Genomic DNA, 16855 nt, shown 5'->3' on the forward strand with positions numbered 1-16855 from the left:
GCCGCCAAGGCCGGCGAGGTCGCCCTCGACGGCAGTGGCGGCAACTCGCCCTTCGTCACCGCCCTCACCACCAACCTGCAGAAGCCCGGCATCGAAATCGGCAAGCTGTTTCGCCTGGTGCGCGACGACGTGATGAAGGCGACCGACCGCAAGCAGGAACCCTTCACCTATGGCTCCCTGCCCGGCGAAGATTTCATCTTCAATCCGGGCTGAGGACAACAGGCATGAGTCGGAGTGAGAAACCGGAAACCGCCGCAATGCGTCGATTGAAACCGCCCATTCTCGGAACACTCCTTGCCGTGATCCTCGGCACGAGCTTGGCCGCCGCCACGACGGCCCAGGGGCAAACGAAACTCACGGCCACCGAGCTGCAGCGCTATATCGATATCTGCTTCAAGGCCAAGGATGGCAACGAAAACGTCGCAGCCTGCACGGCCGCCCTCTCCGCCGGCGAGAAGCAATTGTCGAAACCCAACCGCGCTATGGTGCTCTATAGCCGCGCGATCGGTTATACCAAGCTACAGCAATTCGACCCGGCGGTTGCCGATGTCACCAAGGGGCTGGCTCTCACCCCTCAATCGGCGAAACACTATACGCTACGCGCGCTCCTCTACAGAAAACAGGGCAAGAACGACTTGGCTCTCGCCGATTTCAAAGAGGCGGTCAATAAGGGAGCGAAGGGCGCAGGAGACTATGCCGACCGTGGCAGGAGTTATTTCGACGTCGGCGATTATGAAAAGGCACTTGGCGACTTCGATACCTCCCTGCGCACGGCACCCGACAATGCCATGGTTCACGGCTACCGTGGCGTGGCGCTGCTGAGATTGGGCCGGGTCAACGAGGCTGTCACCGACCTCACCTTTCAGATCGAGAAGGGAGGAAACAATGTCATCCCGGGCGATTACACCCATCGCGGCTTTGCTCTGATCGAATTGGGTAAAGCGGACGAAGCAAAGGCCGATTTCGCCAAGGCCGAAGCGCTTGCCACAGGAAAGATCGAAGGAACCAGTACGCCGGAGGCCTATTGGTATGTCGACCGCGCCTTCGCGCGGGCGCTCGGAGACAATCCGGACGGCGCCGTCGCCGATATCTCCCGCTATCTGTCGACCCAGGCCCAGACCGCCGATGCCTTTCAAGCCCGGGCCCTCGCCTATGCAGCCAAACGGAACTACCGGGATGCGTTGGCCGATTTTTCCCAGGCCATCAATCTGGATCGGAAGAAATTGTTCATCCTACGCCAGCGCGGCGATGTCTATCTGGCCGCTGGGCAGCCCGAACTGGCAATCGCCGACTATCAGGCCCAGCTGAGCCAGATAGCCGGGAACGCCCTGGCCATGACCGGGCTCGAAAAGGCCAAGCAGGCCATGGCCGCCAAGCTGCAGGCTTCCGCCACGCCGCCACAGAGTAACAGTGCCCCGGCCACCGGCGGCGCCCCGCCAGCCCAGGCCAAAGCCGAGCTCGGCCGCCGGGTGGCCCTGGTGATCGGCAATTCCAACTACGCCAATGTCGCCGCCCTGCCGAACCCGAAGAACGATGCCGCCAAGGTCGCCGACACCCTGCGCAAGATCGGCTTTGCCGAGGTGACACTGGCTGAAGACACCGATTTCCGCAGCCTCAACCGCGCCCTGCAGGACTTCGCCAGCCAGGCCGACGGGGCCGATTGGGCGGTGATCTACTATGCCGGCCATGGCATCGAGATCGCCAACACCAATTATCTGGTGCCGGTCGATGCCAAGCTCGCCTCGGATCGCGACGTCACCTTCGAGGCCGTGCCGCTCGATCGGGTGATGGCTGCCAGCGAAGGCGCCAAGGGCATGCGTCTGGTCATCCTCGATGCCTGCCGCAACAATCCCTTCCTGGCCAACATGACCCGCAAGACGGCAACACGCGCCGTCTCGCGCGGCCTCAGCCGGGTCGAGCCGGATGGCGGTACGCTCGTGGTCTATGCCGCCAAGGCCGGCGAGGTCGCCCTCGACGGCAGTGGCGGCAACTCGCCCTTCGTCACCGCCCTCACCACCAACCTGCAGAAGCCCGGCGTCGAGATCGGCAAGCTGTTTCGCCTGGTGCGCGACGACGTGATGAAGGCGACCGACCGCAAGCAGGAGCCCTTCACCTATGGCTCCCTGCCCGGCGAAGACTTCATCTTCAATCCGGGGTGAGGGCTGGGGTGTGGACCATCCATGTTCTCCAGGGAACTGCAGCCTCCCGCAGCTATGGCGAGAAGCTCCAAGGTGCAGGAATGCGCCCAAGCTCAGGCCCCTGCGGCCTGACGATCAAAATCTTGGCCAAACCTATCGATCCGGGGTTCCCCAATGTTGCGCTTGAAGACGATCGCCGCCCTGATCGGGCTGACGCTGGCCATCGCCACTCCGGCCGCGGCGCAGATCATCGACTATGCCCGCTTCGAGAAAGCCAAGAGGATCGGCGATCAATTGAGCAGCACGCAACTGCGCCAGTTGCAATCCGACCTGTCGTGGAACACCGGCTACAACAGCCTCACCAATTTCCCCCTCTGGGGCAGTTTTGACGAAGCGACCTTCGTCGCGATCCGGAATTTCCAATCACACAATCTGAGAAGCCTGAACATCAAGCCGCTCGAGGAAAACAGCATTCCCTCGCCCGAGTTGATCAAGCTCGCCCGCACCAAGGCGGCCAAGCAGAAAGCTCTGCTCGACTTCAGGACCGCCAGTGCCCAGGGCATGACCATCGACTATCCGGCCTCGCTGCTGCCGGCCCGCGAGGAAACGCCGACGGGCCTGCGCCTGCGGGCGCCACGCTGGGACATGAGCGTGGAACTACAGGCCTTTTCGGCAGGAGACATGCCATTCGAGGGGCGCTTCGAGGCTATGAAGGCCACGCCGGAGGTGACCCGAATCGTCCAGGCCAAGCTGTTCAAGGCACGGGCGGGGCGTAACCCCACCTATTTCGTGCTGTTCGGCACCAAGGACAGCCTGGGCTTTTATGCCCGCTTCATCAAGGGCGCCGACGGTTCGGCGCGGGGCATGATCATCCGCTGGAACGCCGACACCGGCAAGGACACCACACAGATGGTGGAGATGTTCGAGGCCTATGATGCCTTTGGGGTCATGATCGGCTCGCTGCGGCTGGATGACGACGACAGTGGCTCAGCAGCGGAGGCGCCGCTTTCCGAGATCGCCGATCTCAGGGCCAATCGCCAGCTCTGCGGACAGGCCAAGGTGGCCGACGACATCGTCAAGGCCTGCAGCGACGTGCTGGCGGTGGGTGATCTGCTCCTGCCCCAAACGCTGGCCGTCACCAATTCGAACCGGGGCTGGGGCTTCTACCTCAAGGGCGACTACGACAAGGCCATCGCCGATTACAACGAAGCCATTGCCCTGCGCCAGGATGACGATCTCTCCTTCTCGGGGCGTGGCTATGCCCGCTTCGCCAAGGGCGACAATGCCCAGGCCATTGCCGATTTCGACCAGGCCCTGCGCCTGAAACCCACTCGGACGGAACTGCTGAGCTACCGCGCCTCCGCCGCCCTCAGGCTCGGTCGTCTGCAGGAAAGCGTCGACAACATCACCTCGGTGGTCGCCGGCGGCAAGGCCGCCACCCCCGACTACCTCAATCGCGGCGTGGCGCTGCTCGAGCTCGGCCGCAAGGACGAGGCCGCATCGGATCTGAGCCGCGCCGTCGATTCCGCCAACGATGAACTGACGGCCGATCCCGGCAAGAATGCCTATAGCCTGATGTACCGCGCCATGGCCAAGGCCTATGGCAACGACCCGGATGGTGCCATCGCCGATGCGACGCGCTTCCTGTCGACCACGCCGCAATCCCCCGAAGCTTTCCACGCGCGCGGGCTGGCCCAGGCGGCAAAGCAGGACTATGCCGCAGCCATCGTCGACTATACCCAGGCCATCAGCCTCGGGCGCAAGAGCTTCATCCTGCGCCAGCGCGGCGATGCCTATCTCGCTGCCGGCCAGCCCGACCTCGCCGCCGCCGACTATCTGGCGATGCTGCGCCAGTTTCCCTCCAATCCGCTGGCAGCCGCCGGCCTGGAAAAGGCCAAGCAGGCGCTGGTGCAGAAGTTCGGGTCCGCCAATCCGCCGGCGACCGGACAGGCCACGCCGGCAACTTCGACGCCGGCCCAGGCACCGGTGTCGATGGGCAGGCGTATCGCCCTCATCATCGGCAATGGTGCCTATACCGGCACCAGCCCCCTGCCCAATCCCAAGCGTGACGCGGCGCGGCTGGCCGAGACCTTCCGCAGCATCGGCTTCAGCGACGTCACTTTGGTGGAGGACCTCGACGTCCAGGGCTTCAACCGCGCCCTGCAGGAATTCTCGGACAAGGCGGCGCAGGCCGACTGGGCCGTCGTCTATTATGCCGGCCACGGCATGGAGGTCGACAATGTCAACTACCTCATCCCGGTCGACGCCAAGCTCGAGAAGGAGCGCGACATCCTGTTCGAAGCCGTACCGCTAGACCGGGTGATGGCAGCGGGCGAAGGCGCCAAGTCGCTGCGCCTGGTCATCCTCGACGCTTGCCGCAACAATCCCTTCGAGGGCTCGATGGCCAAGAAGAGCGCGACGCGGGCCGTCACGCGCGGCCTCAGCCGCGTCGAGCCCGACGGCGCGAGCCTGGTTGTCTATGCCGCCAAGGCCGGCCAGGTGGCGCTGGACGGGGCGGATGGCAATTCGCCCTTCGTCACCGCGCTCGACACCAATCTGCGCAAGCCCAATGTCGAGATCGGCAAGCTCTTCCGCCTGGTGCGCGACGATGTGATGAAGGCGACCGAACGCCAGCAGGAGCCCTTCACCTACGGTTCCCTGCCGGGCGAGGACTTCTTCTTCAATCCGGGGAAGTAGGGAGTGGGAGTGCGCTTTGAGAGGAGAGCTTCACCCCTCATCCCCCTGCCGGGACCTTCTCCCACAGGGGGAGAAGGAGCTTGAATGGGAATAGGCCGTGCCAAATGAGGTCCCTTCTCCCCTTGCGGGAGAAGGTGGCGGCAGCCGGATGAGGGGGGCCGGCGCGCGCGCCCTCAGACCTCGAAACAGGCGACCAGGCGATCGTGCTTCAGCTCCAGGCCCGGTCGTTCGTCCCGGCAATGCGGCTTGACGATCGGGCAGCGTGGATTGAAGGCGCAGCCCGTCGGCGGGGCGAAGGGCGAGGGCAACTCGCCCTGCAGCACGATGCGCTCGCGCTTGCGGTCGGGATCGGCCTGCGGCGTCGCCGACATCAGTGCCCTGGTATAGGGGTGCTGCGGCGCCGAGAACAGGGCGTCGCGCGTGCCCATCTCGACCGCCCGTCCCAGATACATCACCATCACGTCGTCGGCGATGTGGCGCACCACCGACAGGTCGTGGCTGATGAAGATATAAGCGAGCTTGAACTCCTGCTGCAGTTCGGCGAGCAGGTTGAGCACCTGCGCGCGCACCGAGACGTCCAGGGCCGAGACCGGCTCGTCCAGCACCAGGATCTTCGGTCGGAGCATCAGGGCCCTGGCGATGGCGATGCGCTGGCGCTGGCCGCCTGAGAACATGTGCGGATAACGCAGCGCCTGCTCGGGACGCAGGCCGACCCGCTTCATCATGGCAAGGGCAGCTTCGCGCCGTTCGCCCGAGCTCATCCTGGTGTTGACCAGCAGGGGCTCCTCCAGCGCCTGCGCGATGGTCTGGCGCGGATTGAGAGAGCCGAAGGGGTTCTGGAACACGATCTGGATTTCGCGGCGCAGGGTCTTGCGCTGCTCCGCCGTCGCCAGCTTCACATCGATGCCACCGATGGTCAGCGATCCCGCACTGGGCTGCTCGATCATGGTCAGCAAACGCGCGAGGGTCGACTTGCCGCAGCCGGACTCACCCACCACCGCCAGCGTCTTGCCGGCATCGAGCGTGAAGCTCACGCCGGCCAGCGCCTTGACGGTCGCCGTGCCGCCGAACATGCCGCGCTTGACTTCATAGGAGCGCGCGAGATCACGCGCTTCGACGAGGACTGCCATCACACGGCCTCCATGCGGGCCGCTTCGCCACCAGTCAGCGGGTGGATGCACAAGGCCTGGTTATAGTCCACGCCGGCCCGCTTGGGCGGCGCGGCGCGGCATTCATCGGTGGCATAGGAACAGCGCGGCGAGAACAGGCAACCGCGGGGACGGTCATACTGGCCGGGCACCACGCCGGGGATCGACGGCAGGATCTGCGAGGTGGCCCGCTCCGGCAAGGCTGCCAGCAGGGCTGATGTATAGGGATGGCGCGGGGTGTGGAACAAGGGGCCCGTCTTGGCCATCTCGACCTGCTGGCCGGCATATTGCACGACCACGCGCTCGGCCGTTTCAGCGACGACACCCATGTCATGGGTGATCAGCACCACGGCCATGCCGCGTTCCTCGCGCAGCTTGACCAGAAGATCGAGGATCTGCGCCTGGATGGTGACGTCGAGCGCCGTCGTCGGCTCGTCCGCGATCAGCAGCTTGGGATTGCAGGAGATCGCCATAGCGATCATCACGCGTTGGCTCATGCCGCCCGACATCTGATGCGGGAAGGCCGACAGGCGGCGCGCCGGATCGGTGATGCCGACAGCCTTCAGCAGTTCCACCGCCCGATCCCGCGCCTCGCGCCGCGATATCGACAGGTGGGCGCGTATGGCCTCGGTGAGCTGAAAGCCGACCGTGAAACAGGGATTGAGCGAGGTCATCGGCTCCTGGAAGATCATCGCCATGTCGCGGCCGATGATCTTGCGCCGTTCGCGCGGCGTGATCTTTTGCAGGTCCAGCCCGTTGAAGGCCAGCTTGTCGGCGGTGATGCGGGCCGTCTTGGGCAAGAGGCCCATCAGCGCCAGCATGGCGACCGACTTGCCGGACCCGGACTCGCCGACGATGGAGACGATCTCGCCCGGATCGATCGTGAGCGAGACCCCGTCCACGGCCCGGAAGAAGCCGTGCTTGACCTGGAATTCGACGGTGAGATTGGAGATTTCGAGCAGCGCCATGTCTATTCTTGCCCCAACATGTCTACCCTCGCTTCAACTTGGGATCGAGCGCATCGCGCAGACCGTCGCCAAACAGGTTGATGGCGACCACGGTGATCAGGATGCAGATGCCGGGCGCGATGGCGAGCCAGGGCGCGCTCTGGATGTCCTGGCGCACGTCGGAGAGCATGGCGCCCCATTCGGGGATGGGCGGCTGCGCACCCATGCCGAGGAAGCCCAGTGCCGCCGCCTGCAGGATGGCATCGGAGACGCCGAGTGTCGCCTGCACGATCAGCGGCGCCATGCAATTGGGCAGGATGGTGCGGAACAGGAGCCGGGGCGGTTTGACCCCCACGACCGTGGCGGCGGTGACATAGTCCTTCGACAACTCCCCGAGGGCGGCTGCCCTGACGATGCGCACATAGCGCGGCAGGAAGACGATGGTGATAGCGGCGACCGTCGGCACCAGGCCGGGCTGCAGAATGGCGACGATCACCATGGAAAGCACCAGATCCGGGATGGACATGATCAGGTCCATCAGCCGCATCAGCACAAAGTCGAACCAGCCGCCGACATAGGCCGCGATCAGCCCCAGGATCACGCCGAGCAGCATCGAGACCGCCATCACGGTCAGGCCGATGCCGAGCGAGTAGCGGGCACCATAGATCAGGCGCGAAAGCACATCACGACCGCCGCTCTTGTCGGTGCCGAGGATGAACTCCCAACTGCCACCCTCGACCCAGGCCGGAGGCTGGCCGACATGGCCCGGATGGCCGGCATCCGGCCAGCCCGGCGCATTATAGGGTGCGTAGGGGGCCAGAAAATCAGCAAAAACGGCAACGAGAACCACCAGGACGAGCACGACAAGGCCCGCGACAGCGCCCTTGTTCTGCTTGAGCGAGTCCCAGATCTCGGCAGTGGCGGAAGGCGGCTTGGCCGGGCGGATTGCCGCCGCGGCTTGCGTGTCAGCGGCCATGGCGAATCCTTGGATTAATGACGCCGTAGAGCAGATCGACGAAGAGATTGATGAAGGTGACGAGAATGGCGATGATCAGGATGCCGCCCTGGAGCGCCGGATAATCACGGCGCGAGAAGGAATCGATCAGCCACTTGCCGACGCCGGGCCAGGAGAACACCGATTCCGTCTGCACCGCGCCGGCGAACAGCATGCCGATCATCAGGCCGACCACGGTAACGATCGGGATCATGGCATTGCGCAGGGCATGCAGGCCGATCACCCGCAGCGGCGACAATCCCTTGGCCCGGGCGGTGCGGACATAGTCCTCGTTCAGCACTTCCAGCATGGCCGAGCGCGTGATGCGCATGATCACCGCCAGAGGGATGGTGCCGAGCACGATGGCGGGCAGGATGAGATGCTGCAGCGCAGACCAGACCGCGCCCTCCTGGTCGGACCAGAAGGCGTCCCAGAGCATGAAGCCGGTACTGGTTTCCTCGTCGAAATAGAACGCCGTGTCGATACGCCCGCCGACCGGCGTCAGATCGAGCTTGAGGGAAACCAGTAGGATCAGGAGGATGCCGAACCAGAAGATCGGCATGGAATTGCCGATCACGGCGAAGGCTGTGGCAATGTAGTCGGCGAACTTGCCGCGCTGCAGGGCGGCAAGGATTCCGAAGGGAATGCCGAGCCCGACGGCGAAGATCATGGCTGCGAAGGCCAGTTCCACCGTGGCAGGAAAGAGGGTGAAGAACTCGGTCAGCACCGGCCGTTGGGTGACGATGGAGGTGCCGAAATCACCATGCAGGAGTTGCCAGAGATAGCGGCCGAACTGCTCGTAGACAGGTTGGTCGAGACCGAGTTGGTGACGGAATTCGGCCAGGCGCTCGGGCGAAATACCTCTTTCGCCCACACGCACTTCGACCGGGTCGCCGGGAACCATTCGAATGGCGAAGAATGCCAAGGCGACCAGCGCGATGAAGGTCGGAACGGTCATGGCGACACGCTTGAGCAGGAAGGTCAGCATGGGCGCTCGCGGGTCAGCAGTAGAAAACAGGATACAAAAAGGCTGCCAGGCCGATGAAGACCTGGCAGCCTGAAAGCGTGATTACTTCTTCAGGTCGGTATCGAAGAACTCGAAGCGGCCGAGCGGCGAGGGCTTGAAGCCTTCGACGTTCTTGCGAACGGGCGTGTAGACCACCGTGTGGGCGATGTTCAGATAGGGAACCTCGTCATGGGCGATCTGCAGCATCTCCTGGTAGAGCTTGGTGCGCTCGGCCTTGTCGAAGCTGGCGCGGGCCTTCTCCAGGCGCTCCTGGTGGTCCTTGTTGCACCAGCGCGGATAGTTCTGGCTGACGGGCTTCTTCTTCTCGATGTCGCAGGCGAACAGGAAGAAGAAGTTGTCGGGATCGCCATTGTCGCCGGTCCAGCCCATCTGGGGCAGCGTAGCCTCACCGTTCTGCAGACGCTTGCGGTAGTCACCCCATTCATAGGTGACGAGCTTGGCGTTGACGCCGATCTTGGCCAGATCGGCCTGCATCAGCTCGCCCATGCGCTTGCCGTTGGGATTGTAGGGCCGGTAGACCGGCATGTACCACAGGTCGATGTCGATCGGGGTCTTCACCCCGGCGTCGGCCAGGAGCTTCTTTGAAGCTTCGGGGTCATAGCCGTATTCGGGGATCTTGTCGTTGTAGCCCAGCATGAAGGAGGGGATCAGCGTGGTCGAGGGCTTGCCGCTGCCTTCATAGACGTCCGAGAGGATCGCCTTCAGGTTGATCGCCTTGGCCAGGGCCAGGCGTACTTCCTTCTTGTCCAGCGGGGGCTTCTCCGTGTTGAAGGAGAAGTACATGTCGTTCAGGCCCTCATTGGTCAGGACCTTGATGTCCTTGTTGGCCTCCATCGACTTGAGGTCGGCGGGGTTGGGGCCGACCATGACCTGGCATTCGTTCTTCTGCAGCTTGGCATAGCGGGCGGCTGCATCCGGCGTGATCGCATAGACGAGCTGGTCGAGCTTGACCTTGCCGGCCCAATATTGCGGGAAGGCCTTGTAGCGGATCACCGCGTCCTTCTGATAGGCGACGAACTGGAAGGCGCCGGTACCGACGGGCTCCTGGTCGAACTTCTCGGGCGTGCCGGCCTTGAGCAGGTAGTCGGCATATTCGGCCGACTGGATGGTCGCGAAATCCATGCCGAGATTGGCCATGAAAGGCGCGTTCGGCTTGGTCAGGGTCATCTTGACGGTGTAGTCGTCAACCTTCTCGATCGACTTCAACAGGCTGGGCATGTCCATGTCGTTGAAGTAGTCGTACGAACCACCCGAAACCTTGTGATAAGGATTGTCATCCTTCCACTGGCGATTGAAGGAGAACAGGACGTCGTCGGCGTTGAAGTCGCGCGTCGGCTTGAAGCCCTTCCAGGAGTGGAACTTCACGCCCTTGCGCAGATGGAAGACGATCTCGGTGCCGTCCTTGGAAACGTCCCACTTCTCAGCGAGGCCAGGCCGGAGGTCGGTGGTGCCCGGCGTAAATTCCACGAGCTGGTTGTAGACCGGCCGGGCGGCGTCAAGCGAGGTGCCGGTGGTGTTCAGGGCCGGGGTGAAGTTCTCGGGGCTTCCCTCCGAGCAATAGACCAGCGTCTTGGTCGCGGCCATTGCCGTCGTTCCCAGCAACGCGGCAAAGCCGGCCGCCAGAAGGCCTGTCTTCAGCAGTTTTGACATTTGTTCCCCACTGTCATGGTGCATTGTTCCGTCCGCCTCCAAGCGAACGCAAACGCCGAACGGGCATTGAGGGCGCGCCGCCGGTCATCGTTTCAGGCCAGACAGAGGCGTTTCGAGCCGAGGAGAAGAGGTTCGAGGACGCAAGCCTTCCGACTTGTTACGCCCGCCATGGGCCAAACCCATGGCTGAAACGATCTGCTCATCGGCCAAAGCCACAGCGCCACCGAAGGCGGTGAGGCGATGAATGGCTTTCCGCAGCGCCGCTCCGCCTCCCGGGATGCATGTCCCGACCGTGCCTGCGCCTCTCGTCCGGCCATTTTTGGCCTCATCTAGCTCCAAACCATACCCGACGTTACGCCCCTTGCCCAGTTGGCGCGTATGGAAGCCTTTTTATGCGTTTTCGGCAATCGGAATCTGACATTTTCGTGGCGTTTGTAATTTTTGTATCAGGAAGCACCAACGAAAAACCCCGCGGCTATTCCACGGGGCTTTTCTGTAACATAAAGTTACCCGAGCGAGCGGCGCGATGGACGCGCCGCGGCAAGAATCAGGCGGATTTCACAAAGAGGTCGAGCTTCTTGAAGTGCTCGGCGAGGAGATAATAGACCGTCACGCGCGACTTCGAATTGTCGGCCTTGAGCTTCTCGATCACTGCGGCAACGGCCGCGTCAAGCTTGTCGTCGGCATCCGTCAAGGCGAGCTTCTTCTTGAGGAAGCTGTCGCGGACACGAGCAAGTTCGGTAGGGTCCTTGCCGGCAACGAGCGAAGAATCACGATTACGCAGAGCAATGCCGAGATGCTTCACGATGCCGGCAGCAGCGGCTTCGTTCACACTGGACGTGTATTTCTTGATATCAGCGACATAGGTAGCCAGATCAGACATCGGCGTGCATTCCTCCTGGATCACGATGCATCGGACACAGTTATTTGCTGGTCGAAACAACCGTGGAATATTAGGGCATGATTTGCCCGCAGGCGCCACCGCAAAGTGCGGCTTTCCCTACGGAAGCCGCACAGAAATGCACGCAAAAGACACTCAGCGGCGCTTTTCCTCGATCGCATCCCAGATCTGGGCGGCCAGATCCGGGCCACCGAGCCGCTTGATCGCCCGCAGACCTGTCGGCGACGTCACATTGATCTCGGTGAGATGGCCGTCGATCACGTCGATTCCCGTGAACAGCAAGCCCTTGTCGCGCAGGGTCGGTCCGATTCGTTCGCAGATTTCCCGTTCACGCGGCGAGAGGTCGGTCGGCTTGGCGGCGCCGCCGCGCACCATGTTGGAGCGAATGTCGCCCGGTTGCGGCACCCGGTTGACGGCGCCGGCAGCGACACCGTCGACCAGGATGATGCGCTTGTCGCCCTCCGAGACCTTGGGCAGGAAATGCTGCACGACCCAGGGCTCGCGCGACAGAGAGGCGAAGAGATCGTAGAGCGAGCCGAAATTCGGATCCTGCCTGCTCACCTTGAACACGGCCGCACCGCCATTGCCATAGAGCGGCTTCATCACGACGTCGCCATGTTCGGCCCGGAAGGCTTCGATCTCGACGCGGTCGCGGGTAATCAGCGTGGCCGGCATCAGGTCCGGAAACTCGGTGACCAGGATCTTCTCCGGCGCGTTGCGCACGTGGAAGGGATCGTTCACCACCAATGTCTTGGGATGGATGCGCTCGAGCATGTGGGTGGTGGTGACATAGGCCATGTCGAAGGGCGGGTCCTGGCGCAGCAGCACCACGTCGAAGCCGGAAAGGTCGGTACGGCTTTCCGCGCCGGCCTTGACGTGATCGCCCTCGACATCCTGCACGGTGACCGGCCTGACCTGCGCGGAGACGATGCCGTCGCGCTGGGACAGGGTATCGGGCGTATAGACCGCCAGCGAATGGCCGCGCGCCTGGGCCTCCAGCATCAGGGCAAAAGTGGAATCCCCCTTGATGTTGATGCGCTCGATCGGGTCCATCTGCACGGCAACGTTGAGCTTCATCAGGCAGTTCCTCGGATTTCCAGGGTCTCGAAAAAGGACTGCTAGTTAGATAGCTGTCGACGCCGCGCCGCAACAGACGCCGAGGAGGATCATTATAAAAAAAGAGGCGGGCCGCCGTGCGCCCTATTGCGCCTTGGATGCGTCGCCGACATAGCCGGCCATCAGGGTCTGGCCGCTCGCCTCGTCACGCAAGGCGAACAGGAAGGGCTTGTCGGCGACGAAGGCGAGCTCAGGCTTGTCGGCAAGGCTGCGGGAGGTGATGGCCGTGGCCGCCGCCGCTTCGGTTCCCTTCTCGTCGATGGCGATGGCGACCTTCTGGATGATCTCGTCGATCTTCTGCGGCTTGGCCGAGAACTGGCGCAGCGCGTCCGGCGCCCCCGCGGCCGGATCGAGCCCGAGGCCGTCCAGGCTGGCCCTGAGGTCGCCCCCGGCCTTGATGGTGAGGCGCGGCAGGGCGACGGTGCCGGTCGTCTCGGCGAACCCTTCCCCCGTCAGCCAGCCCGAAACTTCCGAAAAATCGGCAAGGCCGGCCGGCTTGTCCGTTGTGGTGATCAGGATCAACGCGTAGCCCTTGGTGCGGTAGGGCAGGGAAACGCCGACGAAGCGCCCCTCCTGGCGGGCCAGCCGCGACGCCGAGCCCGAATGCATCATCGCCACCCTGGCCGGACCGCCATCGGCACGATGGAAATCGGCCTCGCCGGTCTGGGCGGGATCGAAGGCCATGCGCCACTCATCCTTGAAATGAAGGGCGTTAAGCAGGACGAGGCTGCCTCCATGCAGGGGATTGTCGATGAGGCTGGGAATGAGGCCGCGCGTGCGCTCCTTGACCAGGGCGTTGATGGCATCGCGCGTTGCCGGACTGGCGATATCGGTGACCTCCACCGTTGCGCCCGCCTGCTTCAGCTTCGCCAAAGCGGCCGGCTTGGGGGTGGCCTCCCGGTCGAAATAGACCGCGCCGATACCGGTCAGCGGGCTTTCGTCCTTGCCGCCCGCGATCAGGGGCGACAAGGCCTGGCGCAGTTTGGCGAAATCGCCGGCCTTGCCTTCGAGCCGCAGCGTCTTGAGCAGCGCGGCATGGAGCTTCGGGCTGGCCCCGAGATCGAGCAGCGCGAAGGCGGCGGCGAGGCTGGCCGGAGAAACCGCGAGATTGGGCTCGCCTGCCGCTGTCTTGCCCAGCGCAACGAGGAGGTCGAAGCCGAAGCGGGCGGAGGCCTGGGACACGGCGCTCGGAGCCGATTTCGCCTTCTCGGCCGGCTTCGCATCCGTCGATCTGGCGTCGCTCGATTTGGGCTTGGGCGCAGCCTCCGCCGGCAATGGCATGGCGGCGAGCAAGCCAAGGATCATCAAGGCTCTCCTCGATACTGCAAACTCAGCGCGGCGGCCCATGCCCCATCCTCCTCAACGGGCACCAATGCCCGGTCACTGCCCCAGTTAAGCATGATGCCATGGACGCGCTGTATCGCAGAGCACCTTTCTGCGTGAATGCACCGCACAATACGGGCTTTCCCCGCACCCGCCGCCCCGCTATAAGGCTGCCTCTCGGGGTGTGGCCAGGCTCGACCTTCGAACCCGGCCCGCGCCCTCCTTGTCGTTGCATCGCCCATGCCGAAAGTCGCCAGCGCCTTCCGGCACAAGGTTCCAGCGGGGTCAGTCATGCGCAGCGCGTCGATCGAGCGCGTCACCAATGAAACGTCGGTGTCCGTGACCGTCGAACTCGACGGCACAGGCAAGCACGACATCGCCACCGGCGTCGGCTTCTTCGACCATATGCTCGACCAGCTCGCGCGCCATTCGCTGATCGACATCACCGTGCGCACCAAGGGCGACCTGCATATCGACGACCACCATGCCGTCGAGGATACCGGCATCGCCCTCGGGCAGGCCATCCGCAAGGCGCTGGGCGACCTCAAGGGCGTCACGCGCTATGCCGATGCCTATCTGCCGATGGACGAGACGCTGACACGCGCCGCCATCGACATCTCCGGCCGCCCCTTCCTGGTGTTCAAGGTCGATTTCCCGCGCGAGAAGATCGGCACCTTCGACACCGAACTGGTGCGCGAATGGTTCCAGGCCTTCGCCATGAATGCCGGCATCACGCTGCATGTCGAGACGCTCTATGGCTCGAATGCCCATCACATCGCCGAAAGCTGTTTCAAGGCGCTGGCCCGCGCCCTGAAGTCGGCTGTCGCCATCGACCCGCGCCTGGAAGGCCAATTGCCGACCACCAAGGGCAAGCTCGGAGGCTGAGACGATGCCGAGCTGGTTCGTTTTCGAGCCCGCCAAGAACGCTCCCGACACGCTGGAGGCCGCCGACAAATCCGTCTTCGTCAAGGACGGCTTCAGCTTCGGCGCCTTTCTGGTCACGCCGGTCTGGCTGCTGTGGCGCAGGATGTGGCTGGTCTTCCTGGCCTGGCTGGGGCTGCAGGTAGCGCTCGCCGTGCTGACATCGGCGTTCTCCCTGGACCAGCGTGCCGCCGGAATCGTCTCCCTGCTGGTCAGCCTGTGCTTTGCCCTGGAGGCCAATGCCCTGCGCGCCTGGACCATGCGCCGCCAGGGCTGGCGCTTCAGCGGCATCGCCTCCGGCCATACCCTCGCGGAAGCCGAACAGCGCCATTTCGAAGGTCGTTCCCTCGCCGTTCCGGCTGCCCGGAACCCGCCGACGGCAGGCACGCACCCTCCCGGACAGGAATTCCCCGGCCCCTGGTCCTCGGCCCTGGGCCGGAACAGCGGCTCGCCGAACGTGCTCGGCGTCTTTCCCGAACCGCATGGAACAAAGCCTTGATCGCAACCATCATCGACTATGGCTCGGGCAATCTGCATTCCGCCCGCAAGGCCTTCGAACGCGCCGCAGCCGAAGCCGGCCTGCCCGTCGCCATCGAAGTGACCGATGATCCCGAGCGGGTGGCCGGCGCCGATCATGTCGTACTGCCGGGCGTGGGCGCCTATGCCGACTGCAAGCGCGGCCTGAGCGCCGTATCAGGGATGATCGAGGCGCTCGGCCATGCCGTGACCGCCAAGGGACGCCCCTTCCTCGGCATCTGCGTCGGCATGCAGCTGATGGCCGAACGCGGGCTCGAATTCGAGACCACCGAAGGGCTCGGCTGGATCGGCGGCGACGTCAAGGCGATCCAGCCTGCGGATCCCGCTCTCAAAGTGCCGCATATGGGCTGGAACACCCTGTCCGCCAGGCGTGAGCACGCTCTCCTTGCCGGCATCCCGACCGGTCCTTCCGGCCTGCACGCCTATTTCGTCCATTCCTATCATCTGGCGGCTGCCGATCCGGCCGACGTGATTGCCGAGGCCGATTATGGCGGCCAGGTCACGGCCATGATCGGCCGCGCCAACATGGTGGGAACCCAGTTTCATCCCGAAAAGAGCCAGGCCCTCGGCCTGGCCCTGATCGCCAACTTCCTGCGGTGGCGCCCGTGATCCTCTTTCCTGCAATCGATCTCAAGGAAGGGCGCTGCGTGCGCCTCGTCCAGGGCGACATGGCCCAGGCCACCGTCTTCAACGACGATCCGGCCGAACAGGCGATCGCCTTCGAGGATATGGGCTTTTCCCACCTCCACGTCGTCGACCTCGACGGCGCCTTCGCCGGCAAGCCGATGAATTCGGCAGCCGTGGAGCGCATCCTTGCCGCCTGCACCATGAAGGTGCAGCTCGGCGGCGGCATCCGCGACTTCACGACCGTGGCGGCCTGGCTCGACAAGGGCATCGCGCGGGTGATCATCGGCACCGCCGCCGTACGCGATCCCGCCTTCGTCAAGGAAGCTGCCAAGGCCTTTCCGGGACAGATCGCCGTCGGTCTCGACGCGCGCGACGGCCTCGTCGCGGTCGAGGGCTGGGCCGAGGTCTCCACCGTGACCGCGGAGGAAATCGCCAAACGCTTCGAGGATGCCGGCGTCTCCGCCATCATCTACACCAATATCGCGCGGGACGGCATGCTCAAGGGCATCGACTGGGACGGCACGCTGGCCCTGGCCCGGGCCGTCTCGATCCCGGTGATCGCTTCGGGTGGCCTTGCCTCGATCGCCGACGTCGAACGCCTGGTGCAGCCCGATGCCGCCCTGCTCGAAGGCGCCATCGCCGGCCGCGCGCTCTATGACCGCCGCCTCGATCCGCATGAGGCTCTCGCCCTGTTGAGCAGGGGGGCCTGAGAGGGCGGGTCATCCCATGTCTGCAGCACGCAGTGATGCGCTGCAGACATGGGAGAGCGTGCCGAATGAGTTTCATTCTGGAAACGGTCCCGTGTCTGCGCCGCAACATTTCATGTTGC

General features: G+C 64.1%; 15 protein-coding genes. 7 read left to right on the forward strand and 8 right to left on the reverse strand.

Going from position 1 to position 16855, the window contains the following annotated elements:
* The 3 genes from ACTJKX_RS31850 to ACTJKX_RS31860 all read left to right on the forward strand — a co-directional run.
* A partial coding sequence (locus ACTJKX_RS31850) for a caspase family protein (protein ID WP_440727718.1) occupies positions 1-213 on the forward strand: 213 nt, incomplete at its 5' end.
* Positions 214-257: 44 nt separating this feature from the next.
* The gene (locus ACTJKX_RS31855) at positions 258-2159 is read left to right on the forward strand and encodes a caspase family protein (RefSeq protein WP_440727719.1); all 1902 of its coding nucleotides are present in this window, start codon (positions 258-260) and stop codon (positions 2157-2159) included.
* A 153-nt stretch (positions 2160-2312) separates the two neighbouring features.
* Positions 2313-4835 carry a caspase family protein gene (locus ACTJKX_RS31860; RefSeq protein WP_440727720.1) on the forward strand — a complete coding sequence of 841 codons (2523 nt, stop codon included), beginning with the start codon at positions 2313-2315 and terminating at the stop codon, positions 4833-4835.
* 173 nt (positions 4836-5008) lie between these two features.
* Here the strand turns inward: ACTJKX_RS31860 and ACTJKX_RS31865 are convergent, their stop codons facing one another.
* The 8 genes from ACTJKX_RS31865 to ACTJKX_RS31900 form a co-directional block, all read right to left on the reverse strand.
* Complete coding sequence (locus ACTJKX_RS31865) at positions 5009-5965, reverse strand: dipeptide ABC transporter ATP-binding protein (RefSeq protein ID WP_311939126.1); 957 nt, start codon at positions 5963-5965, stop codon at positions 5009-5011.
* Positions 5965-6951 carry an ABC transporter ATP-binding protein gene (locus tag ACTJKX_RS31870; protein WP_394312646.1) on the reverse strand — a complete coding sequence of 329 codons (987 nt, stop codon included), beginning with the start codon at positions 6949-6951 and terminating at the stop codon, positions 5965-5967. Before ACTJKX_RS31870 ends, ACTJKX_RS31865 begins: the two co-directional genes overlap by 1 nt.
* A gap of 22 nt (positions 6952-6973) precedes the next feature.
* On the reverse strand, positions 6974-7906 hold the full coding sequence (locus ACTJKX_RS31875; protein WP_440727721.1) for an ABC transporter permease: 933 nt from the start codon (positions 7904-7906) through the stop codon (positions 6974-6976).
* Positions 7896-8912: an ABC transporter permease subunit gene (locus ACTJKX_RS31880; protein ID WP_311939120.1), complete on the reverse strand. Its 1017-nt coding sequence runs from the start codon at positions 8910-8912 to the stop codon at positions 7896-7898. The genes ACTJKX_RS31875 and ACTJKX_RS31880 overlap by 11 nt, the downstream gene beginning before the upstream one ends.
* 81 nt (positions 8913-8993) lie before the next feature.
* Complete coding sequence (locus ACTJKX_RS31885; protein WP_068293074.1) at positions 8994-10601, reverse strand: ABC transporter substrate-binding protein; 1608 nt, start codon at positions 10599-10601, stop codon at positions 8994-8996.
* A gap of 547 nt (positions 10602-11148) precedes the next feature.
* Positions 11149-11475 carry a DUF2853 family protein gene (locus ACTJKX_RS31890; RefSeq protein WP_311939179.1) on the reverse strand — a complete coding sequence of 109 codons (327 nt, stop codon included), beginning with the start codon at positions 11473-11475 and terminating at the stop codon, positions 11149-11151.
* Positions 11476-11637: 162 nt separating this feature from the next.
* Positions 11638-12579, reverse strand: a complete 942-nt coding sequence (gshB, locus tag ACTJKX_RS31895) for a glutathione synthase (RefSeq protein WP_311939118.1) — start codon at positions 12577-12579, stop codon at positions 11638-11640.
* 123 nt (positions 12580-12702) lie between these two features.
* The gene (locus ACTJKX_RS31900) at positions 12703-13923 is read right to left on the reverse strand and encodes a serpin family protein (RefSeq protein WP_394312651.1); all 1221 of its coding nucleotides are present in this window, start codon (positions 13921-13923) and stop codon (positions 12703-12705) included.
* A gap of 309 nt (positions 13924-14232) precedes the next feature.
* On the opposite strand from ACTJKX_RS31900, the gene hisB reads away from it, so the two are divergent.
* The 4 genes from hisB to hisA are packed head-to-tail and all read left to right on the forward strand — an operon-like array spanning position 14233 to position 16736.
* Positions 14233-14826 (forward strand): imidazoleglycerol-phosphate dehydratase HisB, encoded by a 594-nt coding sequence (gene hisB / locus ACTJKX_RS31905; RefSeq protein ID WP_367623799.1) that lies wholly within the window; start codon positions 14233-14235, stop codon positions 14824-14826.
* 4 nt (positions 14827-14830) lie between these two features.
* On the forward strand, positions 14831-15361 hold the full coding sequence (locus tag ACTJKX_RS31910; RefSeq protein ID WP_440727722.1) for a DUF2628 domain-containing protein: 531 nt from the start codon (positions 14831-14833) through the stop codon (positions 15359-15361).
* The gene (gene hisH / locus ACTJKX_RS31915) at positions 15358-16008 is read left to right on the forward strand and encodes an imidazole glycerol phosphate synthase subunit HisH (protein ID WP_440727723.1); all 651 of its coding nucleotides are present in this window, start codon (positions 15358-15360) and stop codon (positions 16006-16008) included. The genes ACTJKX_RS31910 and hisH overlap by 4 nt, the downstream gene beginning before the upstream one ends.
* Positions 15996-16736, forward strand: a complete 741-nt coding sequence (gene hisA, locus ACTJKX_RS31920) for a 1-(5-phosphoribosyl)-5-[(5-phosphoribosylamino)methylideneamino]imidazole-4-carboxamide isomerase (protein ID WP_440727724.1) — start codon at positions 15996-15998, stop codon at positions 16734-16736. The genes hisH and hisA overlap by 13 nt, the downstream gene beginning before the upstream one ends.
* Positions 16737-16855: the final 119 nt, after the last annotated feature.

This window comes from Labrys sp. 22185 (assembly GCF_052045555.1).
GTDB lineage: Bacteria > Pseudomonadota > Alphaproteobacteria > Rhizobiales > Labraceae > Labrys > Labrys neptuniae.

What these genes read in the sequence shown, in the direction of transcription:
- ACTJKX_RS31855 (WP_440727719.1), top strand. Translation starts at nt 258, where the DNA reads ATGCGTCGATTGAAACCGCCCATTCTCGGAACACTCCTTGCCGTGATC.
- ACTJKX_RS31860 (WP_440727720.1), top strand. Translation starts at nt 2,313, where the DNA reads ATGTTGCGCTTGAAGACGATCGCCGCCCTGATCGGGCTGACGCTGGCC.
- ACTJKX_RS31865 (WP_311939126.1), bottom strand. Translation starts at nt 5,965, where the DNA reads ATGGCAGTCCTCGTCGAAGCGCGTGATCTCGCGCGCTCCTATGAAGTC.
- ACTJKX_RS31870 (WP_394312646.1), bottom strand. Translation starts at nt 6,951, where the DNA reads ATGGCGCTGCTCGAAATCTCCAATCTCACCGTCGAATTCCAGGTCAAG.
- ACTJKX_RS31875 (WP_440727721.1), bottom strand. Translation starts at nt 7,906, where the DNA reads ATGGCCGCTGACACGCAAGCCGCGGCGGCAATCCGCCCGGCCAAGCCG.
- ACTJKX_RS31880 (WP_311939120.1), bottom strand. Translation starts at nt 8,912, where the DNA reads ATGCTGACCTTCCTGCTCAAGCGTGTCGCCATGACCGTTCCGACCTTC.
- ACTJKX_RS31885 (WP_068293074.1), bottom strand. Translation starts at nt 10,601, where the DNA reads ATGTCAAAACTGCTGAAGACAGGCCTTCTGGCGGCCGGCTTTGCCGCG.
- gshB (WP_311939118.1), bottom strand. Translation starts at nt 12,579, where the DNA reads ATGAAGCTCAACGTTGCCGTGCAGATGGACCCGATCGAGCGCATCAAC.
- ACTJKX_RS31900 (WP_394312651.1), bottom strand. Translation starts at nt 13,923, where the DNA reads ATGATCCTTGGCTTGCTCGCCGCCATGCCATTGCCGGCGGAGGCTGCG.
- hisB (WP_367623799.1), top strand. Translation starts at nt 14,233, where the DNA reads ATGCGCAGCGCGTCGATCGAGCGCGTCACCAATGAAACGTCGGTGTCC.
- ACTJKX_RS31910 (WP_440727722.1), top strand. Translation starts at nt 14,831, where the DNA reads ATGCCGAGCTGGTTCGTTTTCGAGCCCGCCAAGAACGCTCCCGACACG.